At 69.1% G+C, this 22,759-nt stretch carries 20 protein-coding genes; 13 read left to right on the top strand and 7 right to left on the bottom strand.

Features of this window, described 5'->3' with window-relative positions; all coding sequences use genetic code 11:
* Positions 1–30 precede the first annotated feature (30 nt).
* On the top strand, positions 31–915 hold the full coding sequence (locus M2352_RS07910) for an SIR2 family protein (RefSeq protein ID WP_264663951.1): 885 nt from the start codon (positions 31–33) through the stop codon (positions 913–915).
* A gap of 158 nt (positions 916–1,073) precedes the next feature.
* Complete coding sequence (locus M2352_RS07905; protein ID WP_264663950.1) at positions 1,074–1,799, top strand: hypothetical protein; 726 nt, start codon at positions 1,074–1,076, stop codon at positions 1,797–1,799.
* Positions 1,800–1,818: 19 nt separating this feature from the next.
* Here M2352_RS07905 and M2352_RS07900 read toward each other — a convergent pair whose 3' ends face one another.
* From M2352_RS07900 to M2352_RS07890, 3 genes are all read right to left on the bottom strand, one after another.
* Complete coding sequence (locus M2352_RS07900; RefSeq protein ID WP_264663949.1) at positions 1,819–2,022, bottom strand: hypothetical protein; 204 nt, start codon at positions 2,020–2,022, stop codon at positions 1,819–1,821.
* A gap of 49 nt (positions 2,023–2,071) precedes the next feature.
* Complete coding sequence (locus M2352_RS07895; RefSeq protein ID WP_264663948.1) at positions 2,072–2,326, bottom strand: hypothetical protein; 255 nt, start codon at positions 2,324–2,326, stop codon at positions 2,072–2,074.
* 138 nt (positions 2,327–2,464) lie between these two features.
* Positions 2,465–2,773 (bottom strand): hypothetical protein, encoded by a 309-nt coding sequence (locus M2352_RS07890; RefSeq protein WP_264663947.1) that lies wholly within the window; start codon positions 2,771–2,773, stop codon positions 2,465–2,467.
* Between the two features lie 220 nt (positions 2,774–2,993).
* Between M2352_RS07890 and fumC the strand changes: the two genes are divergently transcribed.
* From fumC to M2352_RS07870, 4 genes are all read left to right on the top strand, one after another.
* The gene (gene fumC, locus M2352_RS07885; RefSeq protein WP_264663946.1) at positions 2,994–4,400 is read left to right on the top strand and encodes a class II fumarate hydratase; all 1,407 of its coding nucleotides are present in this window, start codon (positions 2,994–2,996) and stop codon (positions 4,398–4,400) included.
* 42 nt (positions 4,401–4,442) lie between these two features.
* A complete protein-coding gene (locus tag M2352_RS07880; protein ID WP_264663945.1) occupies positions 4,443–4,661 on the top strand; it encodes a ribbon-helix-helix domain-containing protein in 219 nt (72 codons plus the stop codon).
* Between the two features lie 70 nt (positions 4,662–4,731).
* On the top strand, positions 4,732–6,447 hold the full coding sequence (locus M2352_RS07875; RefSeq protein ID WP_264663944.1) for a sensor histidine kinase: 1,716 nt from the start codon (positions 4,732–4,734) through the stop codon (positions 6,445–6,447).
* Between the two features lie 63 nt (positions 6,448–6,510).
* The gene (locus tag M2352_RS07870; protein WP_264663943.1) at positions 6,511–7,242 is read left to right on the top strand and encodes a DUF599 domain-containing protein; all 732 of its coding nucleotides are present in this window, start codon (positions 6,511–6,513) and stop codon (positions 7,240–7,242) included.
* On the opposite strand, the gene hutU is transcribed toward M2352_RS07870, so the two are convergent.
* On the bottom strand, positions 7,243–8,928 hold the full coding sequence (hutU, locus tag M2352_RS07865; protein ID WP_264663942.1) for a urocanate hydratase: 1,686 nt from the start codon (positions 8,926–8,928) through the stop codon (positions 7,243–7,245).
* Positions 8,929–9,105: 177 nt separating this feature from the next.
* On the opposite strand from hutU, the gene M2352_RS07860 reads away from it, so the two are divergent.
* Positions 9,106–10,821 (top strand): ATP-binding protein, encoded by a 1,716-nt coding sequence (locus tag M2352_RS07860; RefSeq protein WP_264663941.1) that lies wholly within the window; start codon positions 9,106–9,108, stop codon positions 10,819–10,821.
* Here M2352_RS07860 and hutI read toward each other — a convergent pair.
* Entirely contained in the window at positions 10,798–12,027 is a 1,230-nt protein-coding gene (hutI, locus tag M2352_RS07855) for an imidazolonepropionase (protein ID WP_264663940.1), read from the bottom strand. The two genes, M2352_RS07860 and hutI, sit on opposite strands and share 24 nt — an antisense overlap.
* A gap of 125 nt (positions 12,028–12,152) precedes the next feature.
* Between hutI and M2352_RS07850 the strand changes: the two genes are divergently transcribed.
* The 6 genes from M2352_RS07850 (at position 12,153) to M2352_RS07825 (ending at position 20,076) form a co-directional block, all read left to right on the top strand.
* Positions 12,153–13,016: a ChbG/HpnK family deacetylase gene (locus M2352_RS07850; protein ID WP_264663939.1), complete on the top strand. Its 864-nt coding sequence runs from the start codon at positions 12,153–12,155 to the stop codon at positions 13,014–13,016.
* 97 nt (positions 13,017–13,113) lie between these two features.
* Positions 13,114–14,508: an aminotransferase-like domain-containing protein gene (locus M2352_RS07845; protein WP_264663938.1), complete on the top strand. Its 1,395-nt coding sequence runs from the start codon at positions 13,114–13,116 to the stop codon at positions 14,506–14,508.
* A 175-nt stretch (positions 14,509–14,683) separates the two neighbouring features.
* Entirely contained in the window at positions 14,684–15,865 is a 1,182-nt protein-coding gene (locus tag M2352_RS07840; RefSeq protein ID WP_264663937.1) for an ATP phosphoribosyltransferase regulatory subunit, read from the top strand.
* 132 nt (positions 15,866–15,997) lie between these two features.
* Entirely contained in the window at positions 15,998–17,290 is a 1,293-nt protein-coding gene (locus M2352_RS07835) for an adenylosuccinate synthase (protein ID WP_264663936.1), read from the top strand.
* Between the two features lie 162 nt (positions 17,291–17,452).
* The gene (locus M2352_RS07830; RefSeq protein ID WP_264663935.1) at positions 17,453–19,498 is read left to right on the top strand and encodes a serine/threonine protein kinase; all 2,046 of its coding nucleotides are present in this window, start codon (positions 17,453–17,455) and stop codon (positions 19,496–19,498) included.
* A gap of 41 nt (positions 19,499–19,539) precedes the next feature.
* Positions 19,540–20,076 (top strand): hypothetical protein, encoded by a 537-nt coding sequence (locus tag M2352_RS07825; RefSeq protein WP_264663934.1) that lies wholly within the window; start codon positions 19,540–19,542, stop codon positions 20,074–20,076.
* A gap of 103 nt (positions 20,077–20,179) precedes the next feature.
* On the opposite strand, the gene kdsA is transcribed toward M2352_RS07825, so the two are convergent.
* Together kdsA and M2352_RS07815 are read right to left on the bottom strand one after the other, a co-directional pair.
* Positions 20,180–21,004: a 3-deoxy-8-phosphooctulonate synthase gene (gene kdsA, locus M2352_RS07820; protein ID WP_264663933.1), complete on the bottom strand. Its 825-nt coding sequence runs from the start codon at positions 21,002–21,004 to the stop codon at positions 20,180–20,182.
* Between the two features lie 91 nt (positions 21,005–21,095).
* The gene (locus M2352_RS07815; RefSeq protein WP_264663932.1) at positions 21,096–22,727 is read right to left on the bottom strand and encodes a CTP synthase; all 1,632 of its coding nucleotides are present in this window, start codon (positions 22,725–22,727) and stop codon (positions 21,096–21,098) included.
* Positions 22,728–22,759: the final 32 nt, after the last annotated feature.

Below are 22,759 nucleotides of genomic sequence, written 5' to 3'. Positions count from 1 at the left end.
CCCCGAACGATCCTTTATGGAGTGCGTGCCGTGACCGACGCCCCCCTTACCGCCGACAGCGTGACGGTTGATCCCGCCGAGGCCATCGCCGGCATCGCCGCCGCCCTCAAGGCCCGGACCGTCGTGCCCTATGTCGGCCCCGGCGCCTTCGACCTGCTGCCGGACGGCGCCTGCCCCATCCCGCGCAATTCGGCGGAGCTGGTGAAACGGCTGAACGCCAAGGTGGCCGCCCCCGGCCGCATCCGGTCGCAACTGACCGCCGTCGCCCAGTTCATCGAATCCCGCCGTCACCGCAAGACGCTGGAAAAGATCCTGGACGAAACCTTCCGGCACGACGTGCCACCCACGCCGGTCCACCGCTTCGTGGCCGGCATCCCCGCCCCGGCGCTGGTGGTGGACGTGTGGTACGACGCGGTGCTGGAAGCGCTGCTGGCCGCCGACGCCACCCGCACCTGGGGAGAGGTCCAGGGCCTGTCCCACCCGCAGTCCACCGGGGAATGGGTGCATTACTTCGGCCCCGACGGCAGCCCGTCCACGGCGGACGCGGCGGAAGCGTGGGAAACCCTGCTCTACAAGCCGTCGGGCAGCGTGGCCCCGGCGGGCAATTATCTGATTTCGGATTCCGATTTCGTGGAGATCCTGACCGAGATCGACATCCAGACCCCCATCCCGCCGGAGGTGCAGAAGCGCCGCGCGGGCAAGCACTTCCTGTTCCTCGGCTGCCGTTTCGACCAGGAGATCCAGCGCACCTTCGGGCGTCAGATCGCCAAGCGGTCCAGCGACAGCCACTGGGCGGTGCTGCCGGGCGAATTGTCCCGGAACGAGATCCGCTTCCTGGAAAAGCACGGCATCCGCCGCATCGACCTGACCCTCGGCGAGGCCGTTGCGCAACTGGAAGCGGCGCTGGCCGGGTGACGCCCACGGCGGTGGACGGATTTTGCCCGGCACTTTTTGCACCCGAAGGGGGCAAAGGTGCCGGGCTTTTCATTTAAGATACTGTTTTTAATGAATTCACCTCTGGCCCCGTTCTTGCTTGACCCATCCCACGAGCACGCAACCGATGGGGACAGGTCATGGGCGGGATCAGCGACATCTCCGGCATGGTGTCGAGCCTGCAGCAGTCGATCGAGGCGGCGGTCAAGCGCACCCAGGATCAGGCGAAGACGGCGAAAACCCAGTCCGCCGACAAGGTTTATGAACAGAACGCCACCAAATCCTCGTCCACGCAGGCGGCCTTTGCCACCAACCTCGGCTATCTCATCAAGGATAAGAGCCGGCTGAACGGCTTCAGCATCCTCGGTGCCAACGATCCTGTGGACTTCTACAAGTTCAAGGTGACCAGTGCCGGCGAATCCGGCCTGGGCCGGGTCGGCGATGCCGGCGTGCGCGTGCAGTTGATGGACAAGGCGGGCAAGGTGATGGCCGACAGCAACGCCGATGCCGGCGCTGCCTATGACGCCTACACCAAATGGACCCAGGGCAAGCTGCCGCTGGACAAGGGCGACTACACCATCCGCGTCACCCGCGACAAGGGCGAGGACGCCACCAAGGAAAAGCAGTACGCCCTGCAATTGACCCAGGGCGCCTTCACCACCGACTACGACACCTATGCCAAGCAGCCGGCGGCGGGATCGTCGGGGGGCGACGTGCCGTCGTATGTGCGCACCCTGCAAAGCCTGATGAACGGCTCCGCCGTCACGTCGTCCAGCCTGACCAACATCCTGCTGGGGGGCGGCGGTTCATCGTCGTCCTCGTCGTCCTACAGCGGGCGCGGGTCGCTGCTGAACGGGCTGTTCTGAGGGCGCGGGGGCACGCCCCTCACGCGGTGCCGGCCCGCCCGTCGCCGCCGGCCATGCGGGCGTAGGAGTCCCGCTCCGCCCGCAAGGTGCCCAACAGGTCGCCCAGGCTGTCGCGCATGAAGGGATCGGCCTGAAGGCTCAGCGCGTCCTCCGCCGTGCGGATGAAGGAATCCAGCAGTTCCACATGGCGCAGGGACGACAGACGCAGGTCGGTGGACATCATCGGAAAGCACTCCTCAAAGACAAGACGGTCGCGGGTGGATCGGGCCGGATCAGGCGGCGGGCACCGACGCCTGCGGCATGATCATGGCGCCGTGCAGGACGACGGCGTAACCATCCCGTTCCACGCGCAGCGCGGCCAGGGTTTCCTCCAGGCTGTCGCGGACGAAACCGTCGTTCTCGTCCCCCGCCGCCTCCCGGGTCAGGCGGATGAACTCGTCCAGCAGCGCCATATGCAGCAGCGATGCCGAACGGACGGCGGTATCGGACAGGGTGGCGACCGGAAGGATCGTGGCGGCGGTGATCATCCTCATCTCTCCATCGGTAATCGGTGCGTTCGATGGAGTGATTGAACGGCTTTTCCAATTAACGAGACGTTAATTTGACAATGGAAACGCCGCCATCTTCAGAACTACCCCTCGCAATACATGTGACAATCGAAAGTATTATGCGAAAGAGGTACTCCATTCCTCTTCATCCATGACGTCCATTTGTGAAAGGCGCCAGAATTCAGCCAGCATGGGCGGGACGATCGCCCCGATGGGTTCGGGGGTGCTGTCGGTTTCCGGCCCTTCCATCACCGTCCAGCTTTCATGACCGGAATCCAGAACCGCCCAGCCGCGGGCCAGCATCTCCGTCACCCGGCCCTTGGCGATGCGGGCGCGCACCAGCGGCCCATCGGGGACCGCCGGGGTGCCGTACCCCGCGCCGGCATCCGTTGCCACCTGACCATCCTGCCACGGCATGAAACCCATGAGCGGCCTCCTGTCCTGTGTCGGGTTGGACGGCGAACCGTCCGAAGATAGAACAAAAGATGGACGATCTTTCCGAACAGAACAAGAACTAAAAAGAGCGGCCGGTGCATTTTCCTCCTTCGGCGGGAACTTGGCCGCCCGCTGCCCTTGTTACGGACGCAGGCAGGGCAAATGTCTGGGATGCGCCGTTCGACTTGCATCATCCGGCAAGGGGGAATTCATGGCCGCCACCCGCACCGAAACCGACAGCTTCGGCCCCATCGCCGTTCCCGCCGGCCACTGGTGGGGGGCCCAGACGCAACGCTCGCTGGAGAATTTCCGCATCGGCGAGGAACGGATGCCCGCGGCGCTGATCCGCGCGCTGGGCATCCAGAAAAAGGCCGCGGCGCTGGCCAACATGGAGCTGGGCGTTCTCGGCCCCACCCTGGGTGCGGCCATCGCCGACGCCGCGCAGGAGGTCACCGACGGCCGTCTGGACGAGGAATTCCCCCTGGTGGTCTGGCAGACCGGTTCCGGCACCCAGACCAACATGAACGCCAACGAGGTGATCGCCAACCGTGCCATCGCCCGGCTGGGCGGCACGGTGGGATCGAAGACGCCCGTTCATCCCAACGATCACGTCAACCGCAGCCAGTCGTCCAACGACAGCATCCCCACCGCCATGCACATCGCCGCGGCGCTGCAGATCGACCGGGCGCTGCTGCCGGCCCTGGCCCACCTGCTGGGGGCGCTGGAGGAGAAGCGGGACGCCTTCGCCGCCATCGTCAAGATCGGCCGCACCCATCTTCAGGACGCCACGCCGCTGACGCTGGGACAGGAGTTTTCCGGCTACGCCCAGCAGGTGCGCAACGGCATCGCGCGGGTGGAAGCCACCCTGCCCCGCCTGCATCAACTGGCCCAGGGGGGCACGGCGGTGGGCACGGGGCTGAACGCGCCGCCGGGCTTCGCCGCCGCCTTCGCCCGCCACGCGGCGGCGCTGACCGGCCTGCCCTTCCGCCCCGCCGACAACCGGTTCGAGGCGCTGGCCACCCACGACGCGCTGGTGGAGGTGCACGGGGCGCTGAACACGCTGGCGGTGTCGCTGATGAAGATCGCCAACGACATCCGCCTGCTGGGGTCGGGGCCGCGGTGCGGCATCGGCGAGCTGATCCTGCCGGAAAACGAGCCTGGCTCCTCCATCATGCCCGGCAAGGTCAACCCGACTCAGGCCGAGGCGCTGACCATGGTGGCCGCCCAGGTGATGGGCAACCACACCACCGTCACCGTCGCCGGGGCCACCGGCCATTTCGAATTGAACGTGTTCAAGCCGGTGATCGCCCTTGCCGTGCTGCAGTCCATCCGGCTGCTGGCCGATGCCTGCGCCAGCTTCACCGACCATTGCGTGGCCGGCATCGCGGCGGACGAGGACCGCATCGCCCGGCTGGTGGGGGAAAGCCTGATGCTGGTCACGGCGCTGGCCCCGCACATCGGGTACGACGCAGCGGCACACATCGCCAAGAAAGCCCACGCCGAGCGTAAAACCCTGAAAGCCGTTGCGCAAGAATTGAACATCATGAGCGCGGACGAGTTCGAGGCCCGCGTCCGCCCGCAGGAAATGCTGGGGCCGGATGATCCGTCCGCCATCTGAACGCTTGGATTTTCTTAAGGATTCACGATTTATCATGCCGTTATGAAAAAACGTTCCGTACTTATCGCCGGCCACCCGACCAGCGTGTCGCTGGAGCCGGAATTCTGGGAAGCCGTGAAGGAACTGGCGGAGGAGCGCGGCATGTCCATCAACAGCCTGATCGGTGAAATCGACGTGGGGCGTACGGGCAACCTGTCCAGCGCCATACGCGTGCATGTCTTGACAAGTCTGCGGGCACGGCTGATCACAAGGGAGGGATGAAGCCGCAGGCACTGCGGCCCCCGGCCCCCCTTCCACGCCCTGCCCCTTCTGGGACGTGCCCCGGACGACGATGACGCCAACCCCGCCCTTTCGCCAAGGAACCCTGCGCTACCGGGTGATGGTGGCGATGGCCGCCTATGGGGCCTTGGTGATGGGCAGCACGGGGCTGTTCATCCTGCACGACCACGACACCGAGGTGGCTGCGGCCCGGACGCGCGTCACCGCCGCCGTCAACCTGCTGGCCGAACACACCGAACGCAATTTCACCGCCATCAATCTGGTGCTGCACCACATCGGGCGGGACATGGACGAGGTGCCGCCCGAACGGATCGGCGGCGGCTCCACATGGATGATGGTGCAGGACGCCGCCGGCCTGCTGCCCCTGCCCGGCATCATCGCCGTGTACGGCGCCGACGGACACGCGGTGCAGGTCAGCAGCGCCTTTCCCCCACCCCCCGGCTCGGACGCGGGGGAACAGGAATTCTTCCAGACCGCGCGGGACGACCCCGCCCCCCTGAGCGTGGGGCGTACGATTCGGCTGGGCGGCGACGGACCGCTGTTCACCCTGACCCGCCGCCGGGTGGACGAGGCCGGGGGCTTCGCCGGCGCGGTCACAGCCGGCATCGACACCGCCTATTTCACCGCCTTCAACCGGCATCTGGGGCTGGGGGACGGGGCGGTGTCGGGTATCTACCGCACCGACGGCGCCATCATCGTGCGCTTTCCCATGGCCGATCCCACGGGCCCCGGCATCGAGAACACGGGATTGCTGGCCCAGGCCCGCACGGCCCCGGCGGGCACGGTGCGGCTGGTGTCACCGGTGGACGGCGGCGACCGGCTGATGGCCTACCGCCGGATCGAGGAAACCAGCGTGTTCGTGGCGGCCGGCATCCGCATGGACACGGTGCTGGGTCCGTGGCGCACCCGCACCGCGTGGCTGATTCCCACCGCCCTGCTCCTGCTGGCCGCGGGCGTGCTGGCCGGGCGGGCGCTGATCCACGCGCTCGACCGCCAGGAACGCACCATGGCCGAACTGGACACCATGCGCGCCGCCGCGGAAAAGGCGCACGCCGCCAAATCCCGCTTCATGGCCGCGGCCAGCCACGACCTGCGCCAGCCGATCCAGGCGCTGCGCCTGTTCCTGGGCATCCTGGAAGAGACGCTGGACAAGCCCGCCCACGTCCAGATCACCCAGAACGCCACCCGCGCGCTGGAGGCCAGCGAGCGGCTGCTGTCCAGCCTGCTCGACGCCTCGCGCCTGGATGCCGGCGCGGTGACGCCGGCCATCGGGCCGGTACCGCTCAGCGCCGTTCTCGACCCCATCGCCACCCAGACCGGGCCGCTGGCCACGGAAAAGGGGCTGCGTTTTCTCTATCACCCGCTGGACGTGACGGTGTGCACGGACCCGTCGCTCCTGGAACGGATGGTGCGCAACCTGCTGGCCAACGCGCTGCGCTACACCGATCACGGCGGGGTGATGCTGGGCTGCCGCCGCCGCGGCGATGCCGTGCGGATCGAGGTGTGGGACACCGGCCCCGGCATCCCGCCCGCCGCCCTCGCCGCCATCTGGGACGAGTTCTATCAGGCCGGCACCCGCACCACGGGTGAAAAGGGGCTGGGGCTGGGGCTGTCCATCGTGCAGCGGCTGGGCGCCCTGCTGCACCACCCCACCGGCGTGGAATCGCGGGAGGGGCGCGGGTCGGTCTTCTCCATCACCGTGCCCCTGGCCGGCGGCAGCGGCGACGGAAGCGCTTGCCAGCACCGGGAACCCAGCCTACACGAATAGACACGCCGCTGTTTTCCGAAAAGCCCCCTCTCCCCTTTCGGCAGCCGCCCCGGATACCCCCCCGTGCCCAAAGACCTGACCACGCTCGACATCATCGCCCTTTGCTGGTTCATCGGCATCTGGGGCCTGTTCACCATCGCCCAGGACCACCTGCTGAACAGCCGCGCCTTCGTCAACCGCCATCTGGTCAACATCCGCGTGGAATGGATGGAACAGATGCTGGGCCGCGACAACCGCATCATGGACGCCCAACTGGTGGGCCATACCATGAACAGTTGCTCGTTCTTCGCTTCCACCACGGCGCTGGTCCTGGCGGGACTGGTGGGGTCGTTCGGCGCCATCGAACGGGCGCACGAGCTGGTGGGCAACCTGTCCTTCACCGCCCAGGTGTCGCGGGCCTTTTTCGAAACCAAGCTGCTGCTGCTGGTGGCGATCTTCACCTTCGCCTTCTTCAAGTTCACCTGGGCCTTGCGGCAATACAATTACTGCTGCGCCCTGCTGGGCTCGGCGCCGATGCCGCCGGTGGCCGAACCGCTGAAACGTGAACTGGCCGCGTCGATGGCCGAGGCGATCACCCTGGCGGTGCGGGCGCTGAACGGGGGCCTGCGCGCCTATTACTTCGCCCTGGCGGCGCTGGCGTGGATGGTCGGGCCGTGGGCGTTCATGGGGGCCAGCGGCTTCGTCCTGCTGGTGCTGGTGCGGCGGCAAGGGTTCTCGCGCACCGAAAAGGTCATCCGCGCCCACGCCGAAACCATGCGGCGGCACCGCACCGATGCCGCCGGGAAGGGGGAATAGCTATTCGATCATGGGCAGGCGCAGGCCCTGTTCCCGCGCGCAGTCCCTGGCGATGCCGTAGCCGGCGTCGGCATGGCGCATGACGCCGGTGGCGGGATCGTTGGTCAGCACCCGTTCCAGCCGCCGGGCCGCGGCTTCGGTCCCATCGGCCACGATGACCATGCCGGCGTGCTGGCTGTAGCCCATGCCGACGCCGCCGCCATGGTGCAGCGACACCCACGTCGCCCCCGAGGCGCAGTTCAGCAGCGCGTTCAGCAGCGGCCAGTCCGACACCGCGTCGGACCCGTCCATCATCCCCTCCGTCTCGCGGTTGGGGCTGGCGACGGAGCCGGAATCCAGATGGTCGCGCCCGATGACGATGGGGGCCGACAGCTCGCCCCGCGCCACCATCTCGTTGAAGGCCAGCCCCAGCCGCGCCCGGTCCCCCAGCCCCACCCAGCAGATGCGGGCCGGCAGCCCCTGGAACCGGATGCGTTCCCGCGCCATGTCCAGCCAGGTGTGCAGGTGCGGATCGCCGGGGATCAGCTCCTTCACCCGCGCGTCGGTGCGGTGGATATCCTCGGGGTCGCCGGACAGGGCCGCCCAGCGGAACGGGCCGATGCCGCGGCAGAACAGCGGACGGATGTAGGCCGGCACGAAACCGGGGAAGGCGAAGGCGTCCGTCACCCCCTCGTCCTGGGCCATCTGGCGGATGTTGTTGCCATAGTCGAAGACGGGGATGCCCAGGGCCTGGAAATCCAGCATGGCGCGCACCTGCCGGGCCATGGACGCCTTGGCCGCGGCCACCACGGCGGCGGGATCGCTCTGCCGGCGGGATTCCGCCTGTTCCAGCGTCCAGCCGGCGGGCAGATAGCCGTTCAGCGGGTCGTGGGCGCTGGTCTGGTCGGTCACCCCGTCGGGGCGCCAGCGGGGGTCCGCCGCCGCCCGGCGGGCCAGTTCGGGGAACACCTCCGCCGCGTTGCCCAGCAGACCGACCGACACGGCGCGGCCCTCGGCCTGCGCTTCCCACAGGATCGCCATGGCCTCGTCCAGCGTCGCGGCGGCACGGTCGAGGTAGCGGGTCTCCAGCCGCCGGTCGATGCGGTGGGGGGAGCATTCCACCGCCAGCATCGACGCTCCGGCCATGGTGGCGGCGAGCGGCTGCGCGCCGCCCATCCCGCCTAGCCCGCCGGTCAGAATCCACCGCCCGGCCAGAACGCCGCCGTAATGGCGCCGCCCCATCTCCACGAACGTCTCGTAGGTGCCCTGCACGATCCCCTGGGAACCGATGTAGATCCACGAGCCGGCGGTCATCTGGCCGTACATCATCAGCCCCTTGGCATCCAGGGCGCGGAAATGGTCCCAGGTGGCCCAGGCGGGAACGAGGTTGGAATTGGCGATCAGCACCCGCGGCGCGTCGGCGTGGGTGCGGAACACCCCCACCGGCTTGCCCGACTGCACCAGCAGGGTTTCGTCGTCGCCCAGCGTGGTCAGCGTCTCGACGATGGCGTCGAAACAGGCCCAGTTGCGCGCCGCGCGCCCGATCCCGCCATAGACGACCAGCTCTTCCGGCTTTTCCGCCACGTCGGGATCAAGGTTGTTCATGAGCATCCGCAAGGCCGCCTCCGTCGCCCAGGACCGGGCGGTGAGCGCGGTGCCCCGCGGGGCGCGGACGACCCGGCGGTTGGCGGCGTTTCCCGGATTCATGGTGCCTCCCTTATTTTGGATTCGAACCCTCGTCCATGAGGATGGAACACACGAAAGAAGGCATCAAGGCCGCACCACAAGGAGCATTTCCCCCAAACGATGCGCGGGTATGTTTTCCCGATGCCCCACGGTGCCTATGTTACCATGATAGCCGCTGTGCCAGCCCGGACCACCCCCATGCCCGACGACAACGACCGGCTTCCCATGACGACCGACGGCGCCTTCGCGTTCGCGCACGGAGGCGGCGTCATGGGACAGCGGCTGCGGACCCATGACTGGAACGCCACGCCGCTGGGTCATCCGTCCGGGTGGCCGGCGTCGCTGCGGACGGCGGTGGGCATGGTGCTGAATTCGCGTTTCCCCTCGGCGGTGGTCTGGGGGCCGGGACTGACCACCATCCACAACGACGCCTTCACGCCCATCCTCGGGGCCAAGCCGCCGGCCCTGGGCCGCTCGTTCCGCGACATCTGGAGCGAGGCGTGGGACGTCATCGGCCCCATCGCCGAACGCGCGTTCCAGGGCGAAGCCACCTTCATCGAGGATTTCCCCCTGGTGGTGGAGCGCAACGGCTATGCGGAACACGCCTATTTCACCTTCTGCTACAGCCCGGTGCGCGATGAGAGCGGGGCCGTCGCCGGGATGATCGACACGGTGGTGGAAACCACCGCCACCGTGCGCGCCCGGAACGACCTTGCGGCCATGAACACCCGGCTGGAAGCCCAGGTGGAACAGCGCACGCGGGAACGGGAAGAGGCGCTGGACGCCCTGCGCCAGGCGCAGAAGATGGAAGCGCTGGGCCAGTTGACCGGCGGGGTGGCCCACGATTTCAACAACCTGCTTCAGGCCATCGGCGGCAGCATGGAGCTGATCGACCGCCGTCTGGCCGCCGGGCGGACCGACGTGTCCCCCTACGTGCGCGCCGTGCGCCAGTCGGTGGACCGGGCCGCGGCGATGACCCAGCGCCTGCTCGCCTTTGCCCGGCGCCAGCCGCTCCAGCCGCGCAGCGTCGATCTGAATGGGCTGGTGACCGGCATGGCCGACCTGCTCCGCCGGTCGGTGGGGGGAGCGGTGCGGGTGGATCTGTGGCTCGACCACGGCCTGCCATGCGTCTGGGGGGATGCCAACCAGATCGAAAGCGCCCTGCTCAACCTTGCCATCAACGCCCGCGACGCCATGCCGGACGGCGGTGTTCTCACCATCGCCACAGCCGCCGCCCCGCCGGCGGAGGAGGACGGGGATTGCGGGCCGGGGGTGATGCTGTCGGTGTCCGACACCGGTATGGGCATGAACCCCGACGTGCTGGCCCGCGCGGTCGAACCCTTCTTCACCACCAAGCCCATCGGCCAGGGAACCGGGCTGGGGCTGAGCCAGATCTACGGCTTCGTGCACCAGTCCGGCGGGCGCCTGCACATCGGCAGCACCGAGGGGATGGGCACCACGGTGACGATCACCCTGCCCTGCGCCCGGCGGGAGGAAGGCGCCGCCCCTCACGCCCCGGACGCCGCCACCGCCGAAGCCGCGGCGGCGGCCACGCTGCTGCTGGTGGAGGACGAGGCGCTCGTCCGTCTGGTCTTCGCCACGGCCCTGGGCGATCAGGGCTACACCGTGCTGGAGGCCGGGGACGGGCCGTCGGCCCTGGACCTTCTGACGTCGGACACCGCCATCGACCTGCTGGTGACCGACGTCGGCCTGCCGGGGATGAACGGGCGGCAGGTGGCGGAGGCCGGGCGCCGCCTGCGCCCCGGCCTGAAGGTGCTGTTCCTGACCGGCTACGCCCACAAGCAGGGCATCCAGGACGAGACGCTGGGGCCGGACACCCAGCTTCTGGGCAAGCCGGTCACCACCGACGCCCTGCTGGCCCGCGTGGCCTCAATGCTGGCCGGCGGCGTCTGACGCCGCCCGCACCCGCCCATCCTTCACCACCGTCCGGCACGGGTTGGCGCCCAGCCAGTAGCACAGGTCCGCCGGGCGGTTGATGTCCCACACCACGAAATCCGCCGCCTTGCCCACCGCCAGCGTGCCGCGCTCGCCCTCCATGCCCAGCGCGCGGGCGGCGTGGCGGGTCACGCCCGCCAGCGCCTCCGCCGGGGTCAGGCGGAACAGGGTGCAGCCCATGTTCAGCATCAGCAAAAGCGACGTGACGGGGGAGGTGCCGGGGTTGCAGTCGGTGCTGAGCGCCATCGCCACCCCGTGGCGGCGGAACAGGTCCACCGGCGGCACCACCGTTTCCCGCAGCGTGTAGAAGGCGCCGGGCAGCAGCACCGCCACCGTGCCCGCCGCCGCCATGGCCCGCACTCCATCCTCGCCCGTGTGCTCCACATGGTCGGCGGACAGGGCGCCGTAACGGGCGGCCAGCGCCGCCCCGCCGCCGTCGGACAATTGGTCGGCGTGCAGCTTGACCGGCAGCCCCAGCCGGCGGGCCGTCTCGAACACCCGCGCCGTCTGTTCCGGCGTGAAGGCGATGCGCTCGCAAAAGGCATCCACCGCATCGACCAGCCCCTCCGCCGCCAGGGCGGGCAGCATCGTCCCGCAGACGTGGGCGATGTAATCGTCCGCGCGCCCGGCGTATTCCGGCGGCAGGGCATGGGCGGCAAGGCAGGTGGCGGCGACGGTCACCCGCCCATCCGCCCCCAGCGCGCGGGCGGCCCGCAGCATGGCGCGTTCGGTGCCGAGATCCAGACCATAGCCGGATTTGATCTCCACCGCCGTCACCCCTTCCGCCAGCAGCCGGGCGAGCCGCGGGCGGCTGGCCGCCACCAGCCCCTCGGCCCCGGCCCCACGGGTGGCGGCGACGGTGGAGGCGATGCCGCCGCCGCGGCGGGAAATCTCCTCGTACGGCACGCCTTCCAGCCGCATTTCGAATTCCGCGGCGCGGTCCCCGCCGAAAACCAGATGGGTGTGGCAATCGATCAGGCCCGGCGTGATCCAGGCGCCGCCCAGGTCGTGCTCGCCGCCCGCACGCACGCCGGCGGGAAGGTCGGCGGCCCGGCCGATCCAGGCGATGCGCCCGTTCCGCACCCCCAGGGCGGCATCGGTGATGATGCCCGCATCGCCGGCCGTGAAGGCATGGCCGTTATGCCACAAGCTGTCCCACTCCATCCCGTCCGGTCCCTTTTCTTTTCCGTCCGGCGGCCCCACCTCTGCCGGACCGCCGCTCTTGCATAATCATATGAGGTCATGCTTTCTCGCGGATGGGTTCTTTTGCGCATGTGGTTCCGATCCGAATGTCCGCGTCTCCCCCACCCCGCCGCTTCGTGCTGTGCGCCGATGATTACGGGCTGTCGCCCGGTGTCGGCACGGCCATCCGCGACCTGATCGAACAGGGGCGGCTGTCGGCCACGTCGTGCATGACCGTCTGTCCGGGCTGGGCCGATGAGGCGGCGAAGCTGAAGCCGTTGGGGGCGCGGGCCGACATCGGGCTTCACCTGACCCTGACCGATCAGGCGCCGCTGGGTTCCATGCCCCGGCTCGCCCCCGCCGGCCGGCTGCCGCCCCTGGGCCGGCTGATGCCGCTGGCGCTGACCCGCCGCCTGAACCGGGCGGAAATCGATGCCGAGGTGCGGCGGCAGGTGGACGCCTTCACCGCCGCGTTCGGCACGGCGCCCGCCTTCATCGACGGACACCAGCACGTTCACCAGTTGCCCATCATCCGCGATGCGGTGATCGCGGCGCTGAAGACGCTGCCGGGGGCCTATGCCCGCCTGTGCCGCGACCCGGCAGAGGCCATCGCGCGGCGCGGCATCGCGGTGCCCAAGACGCTGCTCATCAGCGGGCTGGGCCAGCGCTTCGCCGCTCTGGCCCACCGCCACGGGGTGCCGGTGAACGCCAGCTTCCGCGGCGTGTACGATTTCGCCACCAGCCAGCCGTTCCCCGAGATGATGGGCCGCTTTCTCGACCGGATGCCGCCGGGAACCCTGGTGATGGTTCACCCCGGAATCCCCGACGAGGAACTGCGCCGGGCCGACCCGCTGGTGGGGCCGCGGGCGGTGGAATACGAATATCTGCGCAGCCCCGCCTTCAGCACCCTGCTGGACGGGCTCAACCTCCGGCCGGGGCGCTTCGCCGAGGCGATGGCGAGCCGGGGGTGACAATCCGCTTGCCTGTTGTGATGGTCAGACCACATTGTGTACATTGTCATCGGGACAATAGTCACATTCCCGTCCGCACAACCGCCCGGCACCGCTCATGACCGTCTGGACCCCTGATCTCGCCGCCCACCCCGGCCCCCGCTACCGTGCCATCGCCGATGCGCTGGCCAATGATATTGCGGGGGGCCGGCTGTCGGCGGGCACGCGGCTGCCCACCCACCGCGACCTCGCCTACCGCCTGGGCGTGACGGTGGGCACGGTCACGCGGGCCTATGCGGAGGCCGAGCGGCGCGGACTGATCGGGGGCGAGGTGGGGCGCGGCACCTTCGTCCTGGGCAGCCAACCCCTGCCCCACCCCGACCCGCTGGCGTGGCACCGCCCGCCCGAGGCGTCGGCCATCAACATGACGGTCATCACGCCCAAGCAGAGCGGGGCGGAAAAGGCCATCGCGGCGACGCTGGCGGCCATCGCCGCCTCGGGCAGCGCCGAACACCTCATCTCCTACGCGCCCCATGCCGGGCTGCCGGCCCACCGGACGGCGGCGGTGCAGTGGATGGCCCGGCAGCACCGGGTGGAAACCACGCCCGAATCGGTGCTGCTCACCACCGGGGCGCAGAACGGCATGGCCGTGGCCATCTCCGCCCTTGCGCGGGCCGGCGACGTGATCCTGGCCGAGCGCATGACCAATTACGGGATGAAGGCGCTGGCCGCCTCCCTCGACCTGCATCTGGAGGGGGTGGCGCTGGACGCCCACGGGCTGGTGCCGGATGCGCTGGACGCCGCCTGCCGCCGGCTGGCGCCCAAGGCGCTCTACATCGTGCCGACGCTCCAGAATCCCACCGCCACCATCATGCCGCAGGAGCGGCGGATGGAGATCGCCGCCATCTGCCGCCGCCACGGGGTGACGATCATCGAAGACGACGTGTTCGGATTCCTGGTGCGCGACCCGCTGCCCATCCACCGCATCGCCCCCGACATCACCGTCTATATGACCAGCCTGTCCAAGAGCATGTCGGCGGGCCTCAGGGTGGGGTATGTCGTCGCACCCCCAGCGCTGACCACCCGGATCGAAGCGGTGATCCGCGCCCTGATGTATTCCGCCCCGCCCCTGGTGGGGGAGGTGGCGGCGCGCTGGATTCAGGACGGCACCGCCGACCGGCTGGCCGACGCCCAGCGGTCGGAGGGGATTGCCCGTCAGGCCATCGCCCGCGCCATCCTGCCCCCCGCGGTGGTGAGCGGCCATCCGGCGGCACAGCACCTGTGGATGACGTTGCCGGAACCTTGGCGGCGCGAGGATTTCCTGGCCGAATCCCGCCGCCGCGGGGTGATCGTCACCGGCGCCGACGTGTTCGCCGTGGGCCGCAACCCGGCCCCCCATGGCGTGCGCATCGGCCTGTGCCAGCCCAATTCCCGCGACGAGGCGGCCCGCGGCCTGCACCTGCTGGCCGATGTGCTGTCCACCCCTGCCACGGCAACCCTGTCGATCGTATAGCCCGTTCCATCGCATGATGGTGCGCCGCAGCAACCGGCCCCGCGCGCAACGCCGGGCCGGTTTGCCCCCGGCGGGCGGCTTTTCCGTTTGCCCTGAGGGGGGAAGGTCGGCTATTGACCGGCGTCGTGTGTGCGCGCCGCGCACCCCGACCCTGTGACCAGTTCGAAATCAGGCCATGCCCAATACTCAGAGCACCGCGCTGCTGCCCGCCGGCCTGCACGACGTGCTGCCCAACGATGCCGCCCTGGAAGCGGCGGCCGTCGAGCGCCTGATGGGCGAATTCGCCAGCCACGGCTATCAGCGCGTCAGCCCCCCGCTGATGGAATTCGAAGGCAATCTGCTGTCCGGTCCCGGCGCCTCCATGGCCGCCCAGACCTTCCGGCTGATGGACCCGCTGTCGCAGCGGATGATGGCGCTGCGCGCCGACATCACGCCGCAGATGGCCCGCATCGCCGCCTCCCGCCTCCACACCGCCCCGCGGCCCCTGCGCCTGTGCTACGCCGGGCCGGTGCTGCGGGTGAAGGGCTCGCAGCTCCGCCCCGAACGCCAGCTCATGCAGGCGGGCGTGGAGCTGATCGGCTCGCTCCAGCCCGCGGCGGACGCCGAGGCGGTGCTGCTGGCCGCCCGCGCGCTGGACGTGGTGGGCGTGCGCCACGTGTCGGTCGATCTGTGCGTGCCCACCATGGTGCCGCTGGTGTGCCAGGGCCTGGGCCTGGACGGGGAGAGTGCGGCCCGCCTGCGCGCCGCGCTGGACCGCAAGGACGCCGCCGCCGTGGCCGCCGAGGGCGGCCCCGCCGCCGCCCTGCTGGGCCGCATGATGGACGCCTCCGGCCCCGCCGAACGGGCCATGGCGGCGCTGGCCTCCTTCGATCTGCCGGAAGCGGCGGAAAAGGACCGGCGCCGCATGACCGAGGTGGTGGCCCTGATCCGCGCCGCCGCCCCGTCGCTGACGCTGACCATCGATCTGGTGGAACACCGCGGCTTCGAATATCAGACCGGCCTCAGCTTCACCCTGTTCGCCCGCGGCCAGCGCGGGGAGATGGGCAGCGGCGGCCGCTACCGCGCCGGCACCCACGGTGCCCAGCACAAGGATCACCAGCACAAGGATGCCGAGGGCGAACCCGCCACCGGCTTCACGCTGTACCTGGATTCGGTGCTGCGCGCCGTTCCCCCGCTGCCCGAGGTGCGGCGGGTGTATGTGCCCCACGCCACCCCCCATGCCGACGCGGCGGCCCTGCGCACCGCCGGCTGGGTGACGCTGGCGGGCCTGGAACCCGTGGCCGAGCCGGAGGCGGAAGCGCGCCGGCTGGGCTGCACCCATCTTTTCCACGGCGGTGCCCTGGTGCCGCTGGCCTGATCCCATCGGGTTCAGGCATGGTTTTCGCGGGACCGGCGGACACTCCGCCGGCCCCTTATCACGCCCGCCGGACGGCGGCATCTTTGGTACCTGCGGACCCCGGACTAAGGGGTCCAGAGACGGAGACTGACAATGGCCAACGTGGCGGTGGTCGGCGCCCAGTGGGGCGACGAAGGCAAGGGCAAGATCGTTGACTGGCTGTCCAGCCGCGCCGATGTCGTCGTGCGCTTCCAGGGCGGCCACAACGCCGGCCACACGCTGGTCATCAACGGCGTGGAATACAAGCTCAGCCTGCTGCCCTCGGGCGTGGTGCGGGCCAGCAAGCTGTCGGTCATCGGCAACGGCGTGGTGTTCGACCCGTGGGCCTTCCTGCGCGAGGTGGAGGCCATCCGCGCCAAGGGCGTGACCGTCACCCCGGAAAACCTGATCGTCGCCGAGAACGTCGCCCTGATCCTGCCCATCCACAGCGCGGTGGACAAGGCGCGGGAAGAGGCGCGCGGCGCGTCGAAGATCGGCACCACCGGCCGCGGCATCGGCCCGGCGTACGAGGACAAGGTGGCCCGCCGCGCCATCCGCCTGTGCGACCTGACCGACGAGGCGGCACTGGCGGACAAGGTCGAGCAGCTCCTGTTCCACCACAACGCCGTCCTGCGCGGCCTGGGCAGCCCCGAGGTCACCGCCGCGGAACTGCTGGAGCCGCTGAAGGAAATCGCGCCCAAGATCCTGCCGTTTGCGGGCGTGGTGTGGAAGACGCTGGACGAGATGCGCCGCGCCGGCAAGCGCATCCTGTTCGAAGGCGCCCAGGGCGCCATGCTCGACGTGGACCACGGGACATATCCCTACGTCACCTCGTCCAACACGGTGGCCGGCAACGCCGCCACCGGGTCGGGCATGGGGCCGCGCGCCGTGGGCTATGTGCTGGGCATCTGCAAGGCCTACACCACCCGCGTCGGCTCCGGCCCCTTCCCCACCGAGGATCTGACCGAGGTGGGCGAGCTGATCGGCCAGCGCGGCCGTGAATTCGGCACCGTGACGGGCCGCAAGCGCCGCTGCGGCTGGTTCGACGCCGTGCTGGTGCGCCAGGCCATCAAGACCGGCGGCATCGACGGCATCGCGCTGACCAAGCTGGACGTGCTGGATGGCCTGGACGCGATCAAGGTGTGCATCGGCTACCGCCTGGACGGCAAGGAGATCGACCACCTGCCGGCCAACGCCGCCGAGCAGGCGCGCGTGGAGCCGATCTACGAGACCTTCGAGGGCTGGGGCGAAAGCACCCAGGGTGCCCGCACCTGGGCCGAACTGCCCGCCCAGGCGGTCAAGTACGTCCGCCACATCGAGGAACTGATCCAGGCTCCCGTCGCGCTCTTGTCCACCAGCCCCGAGCGCGACGACACCATCCTGATGCACGACCCCTTCGCCGACTGATACCCGCGGGACGCGAGAGGGGGTAAAGCCCCCCTCTCGACCTGACGGGCGGAAGCGGGTAAGGTTGCGGCGCGACACAGCCCTTTTTTCCGGCGGCGCCCTTCCCCCGCCCCGGATGTAAGCGCGGCCCCGGATGTAAGCGCGAAGGACGGCACAAGCCCGATGGCAGCGGACGCCCAGACCACCCCCGCCGGCGAGCGCGCCGCCGTCATCAACGCCGAGCCGGTCAAGCTGGGCGAGCGGTATGAGATCATGCCGTCCACCCCGCTGCCGCTGCTGACATCCCCCGGCGGCAACGCCTATGCCGCCCGCGCGCTGCGCGACAAGCGGGTCGAACCCTTCGCCATCATCTGCAGCGGCGCCACCCTGCCCCGCAGCGAGGTGGTGTCCACGTTCGCCAACATGGACAACACCACCATGATGCGCCTCCTGGACTGGGGCGTCATCGACTGGCCGCCGGACAAGGCGCGCCGGTATTGCTTCCTGTTCGAAAAGCCCAGCGGCCGCCGGCTGATGAACGCGCTGACCGACAGCGTCGAGCCGATGCCGGAAGACCAGTTGACGCGCCTGCTGATCCAGCCGCTGGTGGGGGCGCTGCGCGAATTGTCCGGCCGCGGCGTGGTCCATGGCGCCATCCGGCCCACCAATATCTATTACCGCGACCTCACCTCCGGCTCGCTGATGCTGGGGGAAGGCATGTCGGTGCCCATCGGCTATGGCCAGCCGGCGCTGTTCGAAACCGTCGAGCGCGGCATGGCCAACCCCGCGGGCCGCGGCCAGGGCACCATCGCCGACGATCTCTATGCGCTGGGGGTGACGCTCCTGGTGCTGCTGCTGGGCCGCAACCCGGTGGCGCACCTGGACGAGGACACGCTGATGCAGGCCAAGATCGAGCGGGGGTCGTACCCCGCCCTGGTCGGCCAGATGCGTCTGCCGCTGGGCATCGGCGAAGTGATCCGCGGCCTGCTGGTGGACGATCCCAAGCAGCGCTGGACCCTGAACGACCTGGACCTGTGGCTGTCGGGCCGGCGGCTGTCGCCGAAGCAGCCGCAAATCCCCCGCCGCGGGTCGCGTCCGCTGGAGTTCCAGGGGCAGGAATACTGGCACTGCCGCACCGTGGCCCGCGCCTTCGCCCGCGCCCCCGCCGCCGCCATGCCGCTGATCGAAACCGGCGAGCTGGACAAATGGCTGCGCCGCAGCATGTCCGACGACGCCCGCGCCGAAGCGGTGGCGAACGCGGTGCAGTCCGCCTCCTCCACCAAGGGCGGCAGCGTCACCGACCGGCTGGTGTCGCGGGTGTGCATGGCGCTGGACCCCACCGCCCCCATCCGCTACCGCGGCAAGTCGATGATGCCCGACGGGGTGGCGGTGCTGCTGGCCGAGGCGTTCCTGCGCAACGAATCGCCCCAGGCGGTGGCCGAGGTGATCGCCAACCAGCTTCCCGGCTTCTGGGTCAGCGTGCAGAGCGATTTCCGCCCCGAATACGTGCCGCTGGTCCATGCCTTCGACCAGCTCCGCACCTTTCTCGACCGTTCCGCCCACGGGCTGGGGCTGGAGCGGGTGGTGTACGAGGCCAACGCCACCATGCCCTGCGTCAGCCCGCTGGTGTTCGGCTATTACCCGCTGACCCCCATCGACCTGCTGCGCGCGCTGGATTGGGCGGCCACCAGCCTGACCGACCGCAAGCGCGAACCCATCGACCGCCACGTGGCATCCTTCCTCGCCGCCCGCCACAAACGGACGGAGGAGGTGCTGTACGCCCAGCTCGCCCCCAGCAACGATCCCCTGCGCCGGGTCATCGCCATGCTGACCATCCTGTCCGATGTGCAGACCCGCACGGGGGCGGAGGGGCTGCCCAATCTGTGTTCGTGGATCGTCAACCTGCTCGACCCCGCCTTCCGCCGGTTCCACAGCCGGGCGCAGCAGGTGGAGGTGCGCAAGGCCGCCGAGAGCGCCGCCCACGCCGGCAAGCTGGCCGCCATCCTGAAGATCGTGGACGACCCCGAGGCGCTGCGCCGCGACAAGGCGGAATTCGAAGCCGCCCAGATCAGCTACCGCGAAGCCGATGCGGAGATCGACAAACTGCGCCAGATGATCGCCGACCGTGACGGCATCATCGAATCCTCGGGCCGTCAGGTGGCGGCCATCGCCTCCAGCCTGGTTTCCACCATTCTGGTGGCCGGCATCATCCTCTACTTCGCCCTTTAACCCGCCGCCCGACCAAACGGACGCCGACCAGACGGACCATCATGGCAAAGCCCAAGACCAAGGACAAGAAAGGGGGCAAGGCCAAGAAAAAGGGCCGCAGCCGGATGCTGACCCTGCTGCTGCTGATGCTGCCGGCGGCCCTGGTGGTCCTGCCCACAACCATGATCTTCAGCGTCGGCATGATTCCCACCATCGTCGCCTATCTGATCGACCGCGACCCGGAAAAGCCGGCGCCGATCATCGTGGGGGGGCTGAATTTCTGCGGCTGCATGCCGTTTGCGATCATGCTCTGGCAGCAGGGCCACAGCATGGGCATCGCCATGAAGATGCTGGCCAACCCGGTCACATGGCTGGTGATGTACGGTGCCGCCGCCCTCGGCTGGGCCTTCTATTACGGGATCCCGCCCGCGGTGGCCAACGCCGAGATCCGCAGCGCGGAAAAGCGGGTGGAAGAGCTGCGCATGAAGAAATCGGAACTGGTCCAGCAATGGGGACCGGAGGTTGCTGGCGACGCCTTCGAAGACGGGGACGGCGACGAGAACGCCGAGGACGGGGCGGAGAAGGAACAGCCGGCGTAACCGGGGGCGGCATCGCCTCACCCGCCCCCTTGCCGGTCGCGGAACAAGACGGAAAGACCGGGAACGGCGCTTGCGAACCGATCCCGGCCTCAATGCTTTCCCCTTACAGTCCCTTCGCCAGCCGGTCGAACGCCTGCAGGCGCGCCAGCAGGGCCGGCATCTCCCGCAGCGGAATCATGTTCGGCCCGTCCGACGGGGCGCAATCGGGATCCTGGTGGGTTTCCATGAACACCGCCGCCACGCCCACGGCAACCGCCGCCCGCGCCAGCACCGGCACGAATTCCCGCTGCCCGCCCGAGGTGGCGCCCTGCCCGCCCGGCTGCTGCACCGAATGGGTGGCGTCGTACACCACCGGGTGCCCCGTCTCGGCCATGATCGCCAGCGACCGCATGTCCGACACCAGCGTGTTGTACCCGAAGCTGGCGCCGCGCTCGCACAGCATCACCCGGTCGTTGCCGGCGGCCAGCAGCTTGGCCAGCACCTGCTTCATGTCCCACGGGGCCAGGAACTGCCCCTTCTTCACGTTCACCGCCCGGCCCGTCTCGGCGGCGGCCACCAGCAGGTCGGTCTGGCGGCACAGGAAGGCGGGGATCTGGAGCACGTCCACCACCTCCGCCACCGCCGCGCACTGGTGCGGCTCGTGCACGTCGGTCACCACCGGGCAGCCGAAGCGGTCCTTCACCTCGGCGAACACCGACAGCGCCTTTTCCAGGCCGATGCCCCGGGCCGACGCGATCGACGTGCGGTTGGCCTTGTCGAACGACGACTTGTAGATCAGGCCCATGCCCAGCGCGCTGCACATCTCGTGCAGGGCCGCGGCCATCTCCATCGCGTGGTCGCGGCTTTCCATGGCGCAAGGCCCGGCCAGCAGGACGAACGGGCGGTCGTTGGCGATGGTCAGGGAACCGATCTGGACGCTGTGGGGCATGGAGGAACGCTCCTGAAAAGAGACACGCGAGAGGGCGCCGCCCTCTCGCACTCACCCGGCAAGGGCCGGAAGGCCCTTGCATCCCGTCATTTTAGACCAAACGGCTCTGGTCCATCGCCGCGCGGATGAAGGACGTGAACAGGGGGTGGGGGTCGAACGGCTTGGACTTCAGTTCCGGGTGGAACTGCACGCCGATGAACCACGGATGCGTCGGGATCTCGACGATTTCCGGCAGTTCGCCGTCGGGCGACAGGCCGGAGAAGCACATGCCCACCGACTCCAGACGCTCCTTGTAATACACGTTCACTTCATAACGGTGGCGGTGACGCTCGGAAATCTCGGTCGAGCCGTAGATCTCCGCCACCTTGGAGCCTTCCAGCAGCCGGGCGGGATAGGCGCCCAGACGCATGGTGCCGCCCAGATCGCCCGCCTGGTTGCGGGTTTCCAGGGCGTTGCCGCGCACCCACTCGGTCATCAGGCCGACCACCGGGTTGCCCGGACGGCCAAGTTCGGTGGAACCGGCGTCAACGATGCCGGCCATGTTGCGCGCCGATTCGATCACCGCCATCTGCATGCCGAAGCAGATGCCGAAATAGGGGATCTTGCGTTCGCGGGCGAACTTGGCGGCCAGGATCTTGCCCTCGGTCCCGCGCGACCCGAAGCCGCCCGGCACCAGGATGCCGTTCACATGCTCCAGCCGCTGCACCGCCTCGCCGTCGTCCTCGAAGATCTCCGAGTCGATCCAGTCGAGCTTGACCCGCACGTTGTTGGCGATGCCGCCGTGGGTCAGCGCCTCGGCCAGCGACTTGTAGCTGTCCAGCAGGCTGGTGTACTTGCCGACCACGGCGATGGTCACCTCGCCCTGGGGCTTGCGCACGCGGTCCACGATGGTCTGCCAGCGCGACAGGTCGGGTTCCTTGTCGGTGGGCAGGCCGAAATAGCTCAGCACCTGGGTGTCGAAACCCTCTTCATGGTAGCTGATCGGCACCTGATAGATGCTGTCCACGTCGAGGGCGGCGATGACGCGCTCGGGCCGGATGTTGCAGAACAGCGCGATCTTGCGCCGTTCGTTCTCCGGGATCGGGCGGTCGGCGCGGCACAGCAGGATGTTGGCCTGAATCCCCACCCCCAGCAGTTCCTTGACGGAATGCTGGGTCGGCTTGGTCTTCAGCTCGCCCGCCGAGGGGATGTAGGGCAGCAGCGTCAGATGGACGAACAGCGCCCGTTCCGGCCCCACCTCGTTGCCGAACTGGCGGATGGCCTCCAGGAAGGGCAGCGATTCGATGTCGCCCACCGTACCGCCGATCTCGCACAGGATGAAGTCCTCGTCCGTCACGTCGGCGCGGATGAAGTCCTTGATCTGGTCGGTGACGTGGGGGATCACCTGCACCGTTCCACCCAGATAGTCGCCGCGGCGTTCCTTGGCGATGACGGTGGAATAGATGCGGCCCGTGGTCACGTTGTCGCTGCGGCGGGCTGCCACGCCCGTGAAGCGCTCGTAATGGCCGAGGTCGAGGTCGGTTTCCGCCCCGTCGTCGGTGACGTACACCTCGCCGTGCTGATAGGGGCTCATGGTCCCCGGATCGACGTTCAGGTAGGGGTCGAGCTTGCGCAGGCGGACCTTGTAGCCGCGCGCCTGAAGGCAGGCACCCAGCGCCGCCGAAGCCAGACCCTTGCCGAGCGAGGAGACGACGCCTCCGGTGATGAAGATGTACCGCGTCATGTTCGTCCGAAGACCCTATGTTCCGTCCGAAG

The sequence above is a fragment of the Azospirillum fermentarium genome, from assembly GCF_025961205.1.
Classification (GTDB): domain Bacteria; phylum Pseudomonadota; class Alphaproteobacteria; order Azospirillales; family Azospirillaceae; genus Azospirillum; species Azospirillum fermentarium.
This window is presented reverse-complemented; position numbering and strand designations above follow the sequence as displayed.